Annotated in this window: 13 protein-coding genes; 10 read left to right on the plus strand and 3 right to left on the minus strand. The window is 51.1% G+C overall.

Annotated elements, in window-relative coordinates:
- Positions 1 to 496 precede the first annotated feature (496 nt).
- From aroP to SC127_RS05340, 3 genes are all read left to right on the plus strand, one after another.
- Entirely contained in the window at positions 497 to 1,852 is a 1,356-nt protein-coding gene (aroP, locus tag SC127_RS05330) for an aromatic amino acid transporter AroP (protein WP_243078585.1), read from the plus strand.
- A gap of 175 nt (positions 1,853 to 2,027) precedes the next feature.
- Complete coding sequence (locus SC127_RS05335) at positions 2,028 to 3,440, plus strand: MFS transporter (RefSeq protein WP_332625633.1); 1,413 nt, start codon at positions 2,028 to 2,030, stop codon at positions 3,438 to 3,440.
- The gene (locus SC127_RS05340) at positions 3,437 to 4,396 is read left to right on the plus strand and encodes a glycoside hydrolase family 43 protein (RefSeq protein WP_332625635.1); all 960 of its coding nucleotides are present in this window, start codon (positions 3,437 to 3,439) and stop codon (positions 4,394 to 4,396) included. The genes SC127_RS05335 and SC127_RS05340 overlap by 4 nt, the downstream gene beginning before the upstream one ends.
- Here SC127_RS05340 and ampE read toward each other — a convergent pair.
- The gene (gene ampE, locus SC127_RS05345) at positions 4,378 to 5,232 is read right to left on the minus strand and encodes a beta-lactamase regulator AmpE (RefSeq protein ID WP_215847619.1); all 855 of its coding nucleotides are present in this window, start codon (positions 5,230 to 5,232) and stop codon (positions 4,378 to 4,380) included. The genes SC127_RS05340 and ampE overlap by 19 nt on opposite strands.
- A 25-nt stretch (positions 5,233 to 5,257) precedes the next feature.
- On the minus strand, positions 5,258 to 5,800 hold the full coding sequence (ampD, locus tag SC127_RS05350; protein WP_243078588.1) for a 1,6-anhydro-N-acetylmuramyl-L-alanine amidase AmpD: 543 nt from the start codon (positions 5,798 to 5,800) through the stop codon (positions 5,258 to 5,260).
- A gap of 197 nt (positions 5,801 to 5,997) precedes the next feature.
- Here ampD and nadC point away from each other — a divergent pair, with 197 nt between their 5' ends.
- From nadC to hofC, 4 genes are all read left to right on the plus strand, one after another.
- The gene (gene nadC / locus SC127_RS05355; protein WP_332625637.1) at positions 5,998 to 6,894 is read left to right on the plus strand and encodes a carboxylating nicotinate-nucleotide diphosphorylase; all 897 of its coding nucleotides are present in this window, start codon (positions 5,998 to 6,000) and stop codon (positions 6,892 to 6,894) included.
- A gap of 176 nt (positions 6,895 to 7,070) precedes the next feature.
- Positions 7,071 to 7,526, plus strand: coding sequence for a prepilin peptidase-dependent pilin (ppdD, locus tag SC127_RS05360; RefSeq protein WP_243078590.1), 456 nt, complete (start codon positions 7,071 to 7,073; stop codon positions 7,524 to 7,526).
- Entirely contained in the window at positions 7,513 to 8,898 is a 1,386-nt protein-coding gene (gspE, locus tag SC127_RS05365) for a type II secretion system protein GspE (RefSeq protein WP_243078591.1), read from the plus strand. The genes ppdD and gspE overlap by 14 nt, the downstream gene beginning before the upstream one ends.
- Positions 8,891 to 10,090 carry a protein transport protein HofC gene (gene hofC / locus SC127_RS05370; RefSeq protein ID WP_243078592.1) on the plus strand — a complete coding sequence of 400 codons (1,200 nt, stop codon included), beginning with the start codon at positions 8,891 to 8,893 and terminating at the stop codon, positions 10,088 to 10,090. The genes gspE and hofC overlap by 8 nt, the downstream gene beginning before the upstream one ends.
- A 28-nt stretch (positions 10,091 to 10,118) precedes the next feature.
- Here the strand turns inward: hofC and SC127_RS05375 are convergent, their stop codons facing one another.
- Positions 10,119 to 11,159, minus strand: coding sequence for a GMP reductase (locus tag SC127_RS05375; RefSeq protein ID WP_332625640.1), 1,041 nt, complete (start codon positions 11,157 to 11,159; stop codon positions 10,119 to 10,121).
- A gap of 234 nt (positions 11,160 to 11,393) precedes the next feature.
- On the opposite strand from SC127_RS05375, the gene coaE reads away from it, so the two are divergent.
- From coaE to yacG, 3 genes are read left to right on the plus strand one after another with little or no spacing between them, the layout of a single operon-like run.
- Positions 11,394 to 12,002, plus strand: a complete 609-nt coding sequence (gene coaE, locus SC127_RS05380) for a dephospho-CoA kinase (RefSeq protein ID WP_243078594.1) — start codon at positions 11,394 to 11,396, stop codon at positions 12,000 to 12,002.
- Between the two features lie 4 nt (positions 12,003 to 12,006).
- Positions 12,007 to 12,750 (plus strand): cell division protein ZapD, encoded by a 744-nt coding sequence (gene zapD, locus SC127_RS05385; protein WP_332625642.1) that lies wholly within the window; start codon positions 12,007 to 12,009, stop codon positions 12,748 to 12,750.
- A gap of 8 nt (positions 12,751 to 12,758) precedes the next feature.
- The gene (yacG, locus tag SC127_RS05390) at positions 12,759 to 12,956 is read left to right on the plus strand and encodes a DNA gyrase inhibitor YacG (RefSeq protein ID WP_215847627.1); all 198 of its coding nucleotides are present in this window, start codon (positions 12,759 to 12,761) and stop codon (positions 12,954 to 12,956) included.
- Positions 12,957 to 12,980 lie beyond the last annotated feature (24 nt).

A 12,980-nucleotide genomic window follows, 5' to 3' on the forward strand; every position in this document is an offset into this window, starting at 1 on the left:
ATCGTCCGGAGTAAATTGGTAATACCAATTGCAAAATGGTGGCCGTAAAGTAACAAAGTATTCACCTTGTGTCTATATGGCTTCCGTCACATATCAATCCAGTGCTGCCATGGCCTGACGCTAAGTTACCGTTAAAAAAATGAAAAATTAGTGTCACGCCAAATGTTAAATATTTTCACTTTTACCAAACCTTACACGCGGTTAGTGAATTAAGACACGACTTACCATAAGGCAAACTTATTCGTGTTTAGTGTTATTTCGTGGCAGAAATTCTGCTGCATTTTTTATGCAAGAAACGGCGGATTTTAGGCCAACTCCCCGCACGAAAAGCGAAAGCAGGTGCAAAGCGATGCGCTTATCACTATTCTTGTCGCCATGGTAGCAGTGAGCAGCATATCCCGCGCCTGATACCGTAAAAAAATCAATACGTTAATGTAACCACTTCATTACAGCGAACTTGCGCTGCGAGCGAAGAATTCAACATCACGAGGTTTGTATGGAACAACAGCACGGCGAAGCGCTGCAGCGCGGTCTTAAGAACCGCCATATTCAGCTGATCGCGCTGGGTGGTGCGGTGGGGACCGGTCTATTTCTGGGCAGTGCATCGGTCATAAAATCTGCCGGACCGGCCGTTATTCTGGGTTATGCCATCGCTGGCTTTATCGCTTTTCTCATCATGCGTCAGTTGGGCGAAATGGTGGTTGAAGAGCCGGTTGCAGGTAGCTTTAGCCACTTTGCCTATAAATACTGGGGCAACTTTGCAGGTTTCGCTTCGGGCTGGAACTATTGGGTTCTGTATGTCTTAGTGGCAATGGCGGAACTCACTGCGGTAGGCAAATACATTCAGTTCTGGTGGCCAGACTTCCCCACCTGGGCTTCGGCAGCCATCTTCTTCGTGATGATCAACGCCATCAACCTGACCAATGTAAAAGTGTTTGGTGAGATGGAATTCTGGTTCGCCATTATTAAAGTGGTTGCCGTTATTGGTATGATCCTGTTTGGCGGCTGGCTGCTGTTCAGCGGTCACGGCGGCCCGCAAGCCACGGTAAGAAACCTGTGGGAACAAGGCGGATTCTTCCCGAACGGTTTTGGCGGCTTGGTGATGGTGATGGCCATTATCATGTTCTCGTTTGGTGGCCTGGAACTGGTTGGGATCACGGCGGCAGAAGCTGACAATCCAGAAACCAGTATTCCGAAAGCGACTAACCAAGTGCTGTGGCGCATCCTGATCTTCTATATCGGTTCTCTGACCGTATTGCTGTCACTGATGCCGTGGACACGCGTCACCGCTGAAACCAGTCCGTTCGTCTTTATCTTCCACGAATTAGGTGATGCCATGGTGGCTAACGCCCTAAACGTGGTGATCCTGACAGCGGCGTTATCGGTTTATAACAGCTGTGTTTACTGCAACAGCCGTATGCTGTTTGGTCTGGCGCAACAAGGCAATGCGCCAAAAGCACTGCTTAAAGTTGATCGCCGCGGCGTGCCGGTTATGACAATTCTGGTTTCAGCCGTTGCTACCGCGCTGTGTGTGTTGATCAACTACCTGATGCCAGGCGAAGCGTTCGGTCTGCTGATGTCGCTGGTGGTTTCCGCGCTGGTGATCAACTGGGCGATGATCAGCCTTGCTCACCTGAAATTCCGCAGGAAGAAAGATCAGCAAGGCGTGACAACGCGCTTCAAAGCGCTGTTCTACCCAATCGGTAACTGGATTTGCCTGGTGTTTCTGGCCGGTATTTTGGTGCTCATGGCTATCACGCCGGGCATGGCCATTTCTGTCTGGCTGATCCCCGTCTGGTTGGTGATTTTGGGCATTGGTTACATGATTAAAAAGCACACGCAGAAAGCTTAATCTGCTGCCCGCCGACGTTTGTTAAACCTCGGCGGGTTTTCTTTCAAACTTCTGATCTCAGTCACACTTCTCCCTCCACACCTATTTTGTCCATCTTAGTGACGAATTGTTGCCAGCCATGATATTGATTTAACGATGATAATTCCTGCTCACACCGGATGCGCAGGAGAAGACCATGAAAGGTGCAGCCCTCTCATTTCGAGAAAAGCTTGGATACGGCATGGGCGATGCCGGATGTAACATGATTGGCGGTGCCATCATGCTATTCCTCAACTATTTCTATACCGATGTTTTTGGCCTGGCCCCCGCGCTGGTGGGCACGTTATTGCTTTCAGTTCGCGTACTGGATGCGGTGACCGATCCGATTATGGGTGCCATTGCTGACCGCACTCAAAGCCGTTGGGGACGTTTCCGTCCATGGCTACTCTGGATTTCCGTACCTTATGTGTTGTTCAGCGTCATGATGTTTACTACGCCGGACTGGCGCTACGAATACAAGGTGATCTGGGCTTTCGTCACCTACTTCCTGATGTCGCTAACCTACACCGCGATAAATATCCCTTACTGCTCACTGGGTGGCGTCATTACTAACGATCCCAGCGAACGCGTTTCCTGTCAGTCTTACCGCTTCGTGATGGTGGGAATTGCGACACTGATTTTGTCGCTCTCTTTGCTCCCTATGGCGGAATGGTTTGGTGGAGAGGACAAAGCGCGCGGTTATCAAATGGCGATGGGCGTACTCGCTCTGATTGGGCTGGGTATGTTTCTGTTCTGTTTTGCGAACGTGCGTGAACGCATCCACCCCGCCGTTCCGAGCCATGACGATTTGAAAAAGGATATGCGCGACGTCTGGAAAAACGATCAGTGGGTGCGCATTTTGCTGCTCACGTTCTGCAATGTTTGCCCTGGCTTCATTCGCATGGCGGCAACCATGTATTACGTGACGTGGGTAATGGGACAAAGCACGCACTTCGCCACGATTTTCATCAGTCTGGGCGTAATTGGCATGATGTTGGGCAGCACGCTGGCAAAAGTACTGACCGATCGCTGGTGCAAACTCAAAGTCTTTTTCTGGACCAATATCGCGCTGGCACTGTTTTCCTGCGGCTTTTATTGGATCGATCCGCACGCCACTGTCATGGTGGTGATCGCCTACTTCCTGCTGAATATCCTGCATCAGATTCCTTCGCCGTTGCACTGGTCATTAATGGCTGACGTTGATGATTACGGTGAATGGAAAACCGGCAAGCGTATTACCGGGATGAGTTTTTCCGGCAATCTGTTCTTTTTGAAAGTAGGCCTGGCGGTCGCAGGCGCGATGGTGGGTTTTCTGTTGTCATTTTATGGCTACGATGCCGGCGCTAAACAGCAATCTCCGCAAGCCGTCAACGGCATCATATTGCTGTTCACTGTGATTCCCGGCGTAGGCTACTTGATTACTGCTGGTGTGGTTCGCCTGATGAAGGTAGACCGCAAAATGATGCAAACCATTCAGGCCGATCTGGCTCTGCGTCGAGAAAACTTCCGTGATTTACAACCGCTTCATCGACGCGACGGCGTCGCCACTCAAACTGGAGAAGTAAAATGAGCTCTATCTTGCCGAATCCTTTTATCGAGCAGCGCGCTGATCCTTTTATTTTGCTTCATCAGCAGCACTATTATTTCATCGCGTCGGTGCCGGAATATGATCGTTTAGAGATTCGACGGGCCTCGTCACTGCAAGGACTACGCGATGCTGAAGCTGTTGTGGTGTGGCGCAAACCGGAAAGCGGCCCATGCAGCGAACTGATCTGGGCACCTGAACTGCATAATATTAATGGACAATGGGTAATCTATTTCGCCGCAGCCCCAACGCGTGACATCAAAGATGGGCTGTTTCAGCATCGTATGTATGCGCTGGTCTGCGACGACGCCGATCCTCTCAGCGGTCAATGGCAACCGTGCCGTCGCGTTTTCACCCACATTGACAGCTTTTCATTAGATGCCACGCACTTCGTTCATCAGGGAAAAAACTGGTATCTCTGGGCACAAAAAGATCCGACGATTCCCGGTAACTCCAACCTCTATCTCGCTGAATTACTCAATCCCTGGACGCTGAAAGGCACGCCAGTGATGCTAAGCCGCCCTGAATATGAGTGGGAATGTGCCGGGTTTAGCGTAAACGAAGGACCTGCGGTGATTACCCATGGCCAGCGACTTTTTGTCAGTTATTCTGCTAGCGCAACGGACGAAAATTACTGTATGGGTCTGTTATCGATAGCGTTAGATGCACCGCTGTTACAGCCTGAAGCGTGGCACAAATCTGCACGTCCAGTATTTGGTTCAAGCTGGGATAACCATCAATATGGTCCGGGGCATAACTGCTTCACGCAAGATGAGGAAGGCCGGGATGTGCTGGTGTATCACGCACGTAACTACACCGAAATTGAGGGCGACCCGCTGTGGGACCCAAACCGCCACACGCGGCTGAAATACATTGAGTGGCGAGAAGACGGCACACCAGACTTTGGTGTACCGCCTGCCGATTACACTAACGTGCCGTAAATTGTTAGCAACGCCACAACGACAACTAACACCAGCGAAATACGCTTGGCTAACGCCACCGCAACACGTGGCGTTTCAACTTTATCCGTATGCGGATCACGCTCCAGCGAGAACTGCGCCAGGCTGGTTAATACCTGATATTGCGAACGGTGACGATCGGTCAGCGAAGCAAACCAGGCCGGCAAGGCTTTTTCGCCGTGTCCTAGCAGGGCATAAGCGACACCCGCCAGTCGGACCGGGATCCAGTCCACAAGATGCAAAATGCCATCAACACCTGATTGCGCTCGCGCCATCGGTGTTTGATGTTTTGCCAACCAACTTTGCCAGGCACGTAAAAAAGCGTATCCCACCAGCAAAACCGGCCCCCACGCGCCACCTGCCACAAACCAGAACAGCGGAGCGAGGTAGAAACGGAAGTTAATCCAGATCAGTGCATTTTGCAGTTCCCGCAGAAACTCGCGCTCGCTGCATTCAACCGGCACCCCGTGAATAAGTGTTAATTCTGCAGCCATTGCCTGATGCGCAGCGGCATCGTCGTGGCTAGCCGCTTTTAAATAGTTGTGATAATGCAATCGCACCGAGCCTGCGCCAATACACAACAAACCGATCATAATCCAGAACAGCAGCTGCGCCACGCCAAACAGTAGCCCTTTTAGGCTCCACACCACCAGTGCTGTTATCGCCATCGCTAAAACCATCATGAGCAGCGTACGCATCATTGAAAAGTGCTGCCGACGACGAAACAGAGGCTCAAGCCGATGATCGAACTGCCAATGCTCGCCCAGTTTGAACAGGCGCTCCCAGCCTAAAACTAATAACAAGGTAAACAACGTCATACAGACTCCAGGAAAGTCAGAATTTTTATTGCGTTAACAGCTGCTTATAGTATTCCCAGTCAAAAGCAGGACCGGGATCAGTTTTACGTTCTGGCGCGATATCACTGTGCCCGGTAATCCGCGATGGCGTCAGCGGATACGTTTGCATCAGCAACTGCGTTACCTGCTGTAATGATTGATATTGTGCTTCGGTATAAGGCTCAACATCGGTGCCTTCAAGCTCAATACCGATCGAATAATCATTGCAGTTATCGCGCCCTCTAAACTGCGAAACGCCTGCATGCCAGGCGCGCTTATCAAAAGAGACATATTGAACAATTTCACCATCGCGGCGAATCAAGCAATGTGCCGCAACGCGGAGGTGCGCAATATCGGCAAAATAAGGATGTGCATCCGCAGGCAAGGTGCCGGTAAACAGGCGATCAATCCACGGACCGCCAAATTCGCCCGGCGGTAAGCTGATGTTATGAATCACCAACAATGAAGGCGCTTCCTCTGCAGGACGATCGTTGCAGTGTGGCGAGGGCACCCGACGCGCATGGCTCAGCCAACCTTGTTCAATTTTCATGCCGATTTCCTTATACAAACCTGGCTGAGAATAACATGTATTTTAAGGGTTTCTTGCGTCTTAATGCGTCGATTCTGAGGCCAGGACAATATGCAAGTTAAGGATACTAAACAAAACCCTTCTCCTTGCTGGCATGAATATGCCTTTCAGGCTATTGTGAACGCCACATTCATTGACCCTTTTGGAGCAAAACGCTTATGTCTACGCGTCGTTATGATCCAGACAGCCGCCGTCAGGCGCTGATTGAGCGCATCGAAAATGATATCCCCGAAGCCGTTGCACGTGCTTTGCAGGAAGATCTTGGCGGCGATATCGATAGCGAGCGTGATATTACTGCTCAGCTTTTGCCAGCAGATACTCAAGCCCATGCACAAGTAATCACTCGGGAAGCCGGTGTTTTCTGTGGTAAACGCTGGGTGGAAGAGGTGTTTAACCAGCTGGGTTCACACGTCTCCCTGACCTGGCATATAGAAGATGGCCAGGCGGTGGTGCCTGATCAGCTGCTGTTCGAAATTGAAGGTTCTGCTCGCTTGTTACTGACTGCTGAGCGTACCGCGCTGAATTTCGTCCAAACGCTTTCAGGCGTGGCGAGTGAAGTCAGCCGTTACGTGAAGTTGCTGGAAGGCAGCCAAACACAACTGCTGGATACACGAAAAACGTTGCCCGGCCTGCGTACTGCGCTGAAATATGCGGTACTTTGCGGCGGCGGTAATAATCATCGATTGGGTCTGTCAGATGCCTTTTTAATCAAAGAAAATCATATTATTGCCAGTGGCTCGATTCGTCAGGCGGTAGAGAAAGCCTTCTGGCTGCACCCTGATGTGCCGGTAGAAGTCGAAGTTGAATCTATAGACGAACTGAACCAGGCGCTGGACGCCGCAGCCGATATCATCATGCTGGATAATTTCAGCCTTGATGAAATGCGTGAAGCCGTCAAAATTACGCATGGCCGTTCGCTGCTTGAGGTATCGGGTAACGTTACCGAAACCACGCTGCCACAAATCGCCCAAACCGGCGTGGATTATGTTTCTGTCGGCGCATTGACTAAACACGTGCGTGCACTCGACCTCTCTATGCGTTTTCAACAAAAATAGACCGCGAAGCCGGACGCCTGTTCCGGCTCATTTTGCGGGCTCGCTTCCACCGCTCTGCTCTTTTACCTGCAACATCACTGATTGCCTGCGTAATAACATCCATCCGCTAAAGACACCGCTGTCGCTGACCCTGCGATATTTTTTAGGCTGTCTCCTTCTTATTCAGGAGACATGCAATGAATGCTCAACGTGGTTTTACCTTGGTCGAATTGATGATTGTGGTGGGCATTGTTGCCATCCTCAGCGCCATCGGCCTCCCCGCTTATCAAAACTATCTGCAACGTGCAGCGCTTACCGACATGTTGCAAACCATGGTGCCCTATAAAACGGCGGTAGAACTTTGTGCCATCGAACGTGGAGGGCCAACGCAATGCCAGGCAGGGCAGCGCGGCATTCCTGCTGCCAAAGGCTCGCGCTATGTCTCTTCTTTGAGCGTAACCAATGGCGTCATTACGCTGTCAGGCCAGGAAAGCCTGAACGGCTTGAGCGTAGAGATGCTACCGATTTGGGACAGCAATGAAGGAGGCCTTAACTGGCAGCGTAGCTGTACCAGCAGTAATACCAGCCTGCGTGACAATTGCCTGGCGCAATTCCGCTTCGCGGATAAAGGAGCTGGCGATGAAAAAGTCTAAGAATGCAATCACTTCTCTGTGCCAGCGCCACCAGGCGATTGTGTTACACCACGATGCGACACAGCTACGCGTAGCGGTTACCGAATCGGTTCCTTCAGGCTTGGCTGAAGCACTGCATTTTGCCAGCCAGTGTCAGATTGAGATTGAGTGCTGGCCGCAGGCGCGGATGGATCAGTTTCAGCATGCCGAGCAGCCGCTAGTTGCCCGTGAAGCTACGCCAACCGAATCAGCCATTGAAGCCACGCAGCAGATTTTGCGTCAGGCGCTGCAGCGACGCGCTTCAGATATTCATATTGAACCTTTGCAGCATGGTTTAAGGATCAGGTTACGCATTGATGGCGTCCTTCATCCGCTCTCCTCATTGCCAGATACTCAACCTGCAGCGCTGTTAGCGAGGTTGAAAATTTTGGGTGGATTAGATATCGCTGAGCGTCGCTTACCGCAAGATGGGCAATTCAGCATGGAGATCGAAGGCAAACCGGCTTCTTTTCGCTTGTCCACGTTACCCATCAACCGTGGCGAAAAAGCGGTCGTGCGCCTGCTTCAAAGTGAAAATGCCGCTTTGTCGCTGGATAAACTGGGCTTGCCAGCCGCCCAGTTACGCCTTATCACGAGCGCATTAGCACAGCCACAAGGTTTGATTTTGGTTACTGGCCCCACCGGCAGCGGTAAAACTTTTACGCTGTATAGCGGGCTGAGCGCCCTCAATAAGCCAGAGAAAAATGTGTGCAGCGTTGAAGATCCCATTGAGATCCCGCTGCCTGGGATTAATCAGACGCAGATTAATCCCAAGTGTGGCCTTGATTTTAACCGCGTGTTGCGTGCCCTGCTGCGTCAGGATCCCGATGTCATTATGGTGGGTGAAATACGTGATGCAGAAACGGCAGAAATCGCCGTTAAGGCGGCACAAACCGGACATTTGGTGTTATCGACGCTTCACACTAATTCCACCGCAGAAACATTGACGCGATTGCGCCAAATGGGGATTCCTGGCTACCTGCTGGGCTCTGCGCTGCGCCTGATTGTTGCGCAGCGCTTAGTCAGGCGCTTATGTCCACACTGCCGCCAGCCTGCGCAGGCAGTCGCGCATTATCCCTCGGAACTTTGGCCTGGCACGCTACAAACCTGGCGAGCACCCGGCTGCGATCACTGTTTTTCCGGTTATTTTGGTCGACTGGCGCTGTTTGAACTGCTGCCTGTTACGGCCAAGCTTCAGAACGCTATTGCCGCTGAAATGCCGCTTGATAGCCTGCTGGCATTGGCAAAACAGCAAGGAATGCGATCGCTGCTGGCGGCAGGACTCGAAGCCGTTAGCCGGGGCGATACCTCGTTAGAGGAAATGCAACGCGTGATAGGACTCGACGATGGCTAATCTGTGTCTGTACAGTTGGCAAGCCGTCGACAGTAAAGGCGAACTGCAAAGTGGCAAAAGCCTGGCGCTTAATAGTGATCGACTGCTTGTGGATCTGACTGAAAACGATCTGCTGCCAATCAACTGGAAGCGAGATAAAGTCTGGTGCCAGCGCGACTGGAAATGGCAGCAGAAAATAGATCTGATTCGTCAACTTGCGACGCTACTAAAAGCAGGATTGCCCCTTTCAGAAGGATTAATACTGCTTGCTGAAGGGCATCCGCATAAAGGCTGGCAAGCCTTGCTTGTAGCGCTTCAGCAACGTGTGTTATCGGGTGAACCTTTTTCGCAGGCATTACGTGACTGGCCGCAGATTTTCCCGCCACTTTTTCCTGCATTGATGGAGGTGGGAGAATTAACCGGCCAGCTGGATATATGTTGCGCGCAATTGGCACACCAGCAGGCTCGGCAGCAACATCTCTGGAGTAAAGTGATCAAGGCGCTACGTTATCCGCTGTTTATTTTAATGGTGGCTATCGCGGTTTCGTGTGGGATGCTGCTTTTCGTGCTGCCTGAATTTGTCTCCGTTTACGCATCCTTTGATGCTCCCCTTCCCGCATTTACCGCAGCAGTCATGCAACTTTCCACCGGCTTGCAGTCATGGGGCTTACCGCTGACATTCCTGTTCATGTTCATTTTGCTGGGTTGGCGAGAGTTACGGCGTCGTTCAAGCGTCTGGCAGCGTTACGAACAGCGTATGCTTTTACGCATTCCAATATTGGCAGGATTGTGGCGTGGCAGCCAACTGACTCAGGTGTACACGATTTTGCAGCTAACCCAACAAGCCGGGCTGACATTGCTGCAAGGGTTGGAGGCTGTGCAGGTTACGCTCTCCTCATTGCTCTGGCGCGAAGCCATTGAGAGGCTGCAACAGCATATTTCGCAAGGAAAGCCACTGCATCAGGCACTCGATAATCATCCGTTGTTTACCGCACTGTGTGGCCAATTGGTGCGTGTTGGCGAAGAGGCTGGTGCATTAGATGTCATGCTGGCGCGTCTGGCTGAATGGCATGAAGATCAAACATTGAGCCGCGCAGATAGCCTCGCAGCCTCACTGGAACCAATGATGATGGTCATTATTGGGGGAATTGTCGGCACGCTGGTCATTGCCATGTACTTACCGGTTTTTGGTCTGGGCGATGCTATGCATTAGGGCGCGCTGGAGAACGCGCCCCGTTACATCAACGATTAAATACGCGATTTTCTTGCTCAGCAACACGAATGAAGGTGGTGCGTTTAGTCAGCTCTTTCAACCGTTCGGCACCGACATAGGTGCAGGCTGAACGTAAACCACCCAGAATATCGCGTGCGGTTTCTTCAACTGGCCCGCGCAGCGGTAATTTCACGGTTTTACCTTCAGCGGCACGGTAACCCGCTACACCGCCAACATGACGTTTCATAGCAGATTCAGAACTCATGCCATAAAACAGCATGAATTTTTCACCGTTCTCTTCTATAACGCTGCCTTCACATTCATCATGCGCAGCAAGCATGCCGCCTAACATGACGAAGTCTGCTCCGCCGCCAAACGCTTTAGCAACGTCGCCCGGCACAGCGCAACCCCCGTCACTAACAATTTGTCCACTCAAGCCGTGCGCGGCGTCAGCACATTCAATCACTGCAGAAAGCTGCGGGTAGCCCACGCCAGTTTTCATACGAGTGGTACAAACAGAACCGGGGCCAATACCGACTTTAACGATATCAGCACCAGAAAGTATCAACTCTTCAACCATTTCACCTGTTACCACGTTCCCGGCACAAATCGTTTTGCCCGGAAAGGTTTCACGCGCACGTTTCAAGAATTCGACAAAGTGTTCCGAATAACCGTTCGCGACATCAATACAGATGAATCGCAGATCATCTGAAAGTGCCATGATCGCAACAAGCTTGTTGAGGTCGGCATCAGAGGTGCCGGTTGAGACCATGATGTGATTCAAAATTGAGACTGGCACACGTTGAACGAAGGCACGCCAATCATCAACGCTATAGTGTTTATGAACGGCGGTAAGAATATTGAAACTGGCCAGTGCCTCTGCCATCAGGAAAGTCCCTACGGTATCCATATTGGCTGCGATAATCGGTACACCGCTCCAGCTCAAGCCTGAATGCTTGAAGGTGAAGTTGCGTTCCAGTTCAACCTGAGAACGACTCTTCAACGTAGAACGTTTGGGACGAATCAATACATCTTTAAAGCCCAGTTTCAAATCTTCTTCGATACGCATAAATAATGTCCTGGTTAGTGGCAACGAACCGCAGTTCGCGAAGCAAGCACGGCTCCAGTGAAATGATGATACGCGCTAATCATCCTGCTGCAAGACTGCGAATTTCACTTTATTTAAGCTACAATCCGATAAATTTAGCTGAAAAACATGAAAGTGATCTGCCGCGCATTTTTGCGTTTTAGAGAAAGAACTTAACGATGATTCAGCGTCTACCAGCGTGATTGAGAGAACCTTATGCCTTATACCGTAGCGCTGACCGGTGGTATCGGTAGCGGAAAAAGCACCATTGCTAATGGCTTTGCGGCGCTGGGCGTAACAATTATTGATGCCGATGTGATCGCCCGTGAGGTGGTTGAGCCAGGCTCACCTGCTTTGCAGGCCATAGTTGAACGCCATGGCAAATCGCTGCTAACTGAGCAAGGCACTCTTTTTCGCGCACATTTACGCGAAATCATTTTTCAGTCACCAGAAGAGAAGCATTGGCTTAACAGTCTCTTACACCCATTGATCAATGCCCGAACGCAGCAGCTTAAGGCTCAAGCCCGCTCGCCTTACGTTTTATGGGTGGTGCCGCTACTGGTAGAAAATCAGTTGCAGCATCAAGCTAACCGCATTTTAGTCGTTGATGTTGATGAAGCGACGCAGCTCCAACGCACCCAACTGCGCGATAATATTTCCTTAGAGCAGGCAAAAAATATTCTTGCAGCACAGGCCACGCGCCAACAGCGCCTCGCCTGTGCTGACGACATCATTGATAATAGCGGCGCACCGGAAGATGCGCTGCCGCAAGTTGCCGAACTCCATCAACGCTATCTGGCGTTAGCGGCAACGCAACAGGATTAACATCATGAGTACAGTCGTTCTTTTTGAACACCCATTGAATGAAAAAATGCGCACCTGGCTACGCGTTGAATTCCTTATTAATCAACTACTAGAAAGCGTGCCGCTCAGCAATACCACCAGCGCGCTAAATTTCTTTCGCCTGATTGGCGAACTGCTGGATATATTTGAACGCGGTGATATGCGTACAGAACTGTTGAAAGAGCTGGAACGGCAGCAACTGAAATTACGGGCATGGGCTGATGTACCGGGCGTCGATATGACGCTGGTAGACTCGTTACGCGATACGCTGAAAATGCAATCAACTCAGCTTATGCATGCGCCACGCATGGGGCAACAGCTGCGTGAAAATCGTCTGATTGGACTGGTTCGCCAGCGCCTGAGTATTCCTGGCGGTTGTTGCAGCTTCGACCTGCCCAGCTTACATATCTGGTTGCATCAGCCGCAGGAAATACGCAATTCCCAGGTTGATGAGTGGCTTGAAACGCTGGTGCCATTGCGTAGCAGCCTGGCGATGATCCTTGATTTGATTCGCCAGTCAGGTGCATTTCGCCATCAAACCAGCCTAAATGGTTTTTATCAGGATAATGCCGAAGGCGCAGATTTACTGCGTCTACAGCTGCTGCTGGAAGATTCGCTTTATCCGCAAGTTTCCGGCCATAAAAGCCGTTATGCCATCCGTTTTATGCCATTTGATGCCGAACGAGGTGAAGTGCCTGCTCGACTCGATTTTCAACTGGCCTGTTGTTAGAGGTGAACATGCAAGAAGAAATTATGACCGTGGAATGCCCACAATGTGGCAAAGATGTTATTTGGGACGAGCTGAGCCCGTGGCGGCCCTTTTGCAGCAAACGCTGCCAGCTCATTGATCTAGGGGAATGGGCCGCAGAAGAGAAACGCATTCCCAGTAACGGCGATTTGAACGACAGTGATAACTGGAGCGAAGAAGAGCATTAACGTTAAGTGGGGCATAATGCCCCA

Origin of the sequence: Pantoea sp. T14 (assembly GCF_036663535.1) — a bacterium.
In the GTDB taxonomy this organism is placed as follows: Bacteria; Pseudomonadota; Gammaproteobacteria; order Enterobacterales; family Enterobacteriaceae; genus Pantoea; species Pantoea phytostimulans.

Coding starts and splice junctions, on each gene's coding strand:
- aroP (WP_243078585.1), top strand. CDS start 497: ATGGAACAACAGCACGGCGAAGCGCTGCAGCGCGGTCTTAAGAACCGC.
- SC127_RS05335 (WP_332625633.1), top strand. CDS start 2,028: ATGAAAGGTGCAGCCCTCTCATTTCGAGAAAAGCTTGGATACGGCATG.
- SC127_RS05340 (WP_332625635.1), top strand. CDS start 3,437: ATGAGCTCTATCTTGCCGAATCCTTTTATCGAGCAGCGCGCTGATCCT.
- ampE (WP_215847619.1), bottom strand. CDS start 5,232: ATGACGTTGTTTACCTTGTTATTAGTTTTAGGCTGGGAGCGCCTGTTC.
- ampD (WP_243078588.1), bottom strand. CDS start 5,800: ATGAAAATTGAACAAGGTTGGCTGAGCCATGCGCGTCGGGTGCCCTCG.
- nadC (WP_332625637.1), top strand. CDS start 5,998: ATGTCTACGCGTCGTTATGATCCAGACAGCCGCCGTCAGGCGCTGATT.
- ppdD (WP_243078590.1), top strand. CDS start 7,071: ATGAATGCTCAACGTGGTTTTACCTTGGTCGAATTGATGATTGTGGTG.
- gspE (WP_243078591.1), top strand. CDS start 7,513: ATGAAAAAGTCTAAGAATGCAATCACTTCTCTGTGCCAGCGCCACCAG.
- hofC (WP_243078592.1), top strand. CDS start 8,891: ATGGCTAATCTGTGTCTGTACAGTTGGCAAGCCGTCGACAGTAAAGGC.
- SC127_RS05375 (WP_332625640.1), bottom strand. CDS start 11,159: ATGCGTATCGAAGAAGATTTGAAACTGGGCTTTAAAGATGTATTGATT.
- coaE (WP_243078594.1), top strand. CDS start 11,394: ATGCCTTATACCGTAGCGCTGACCGGTGGTATCGGTAGCGGAAAAAGC.
- zapD (WP_332625642.1), top strand. CDS start 12,007: ATGAGTACAGTCGTTCTTTTTGAACACCCATTGAATGAAAAAATGCGC.
- yacG (WP_215847627.1), top strand. CDS start 12,759: ATGCAAGAAGAAATTATGACCGTGGAATGCCCACAATGTGGCAAAGAT.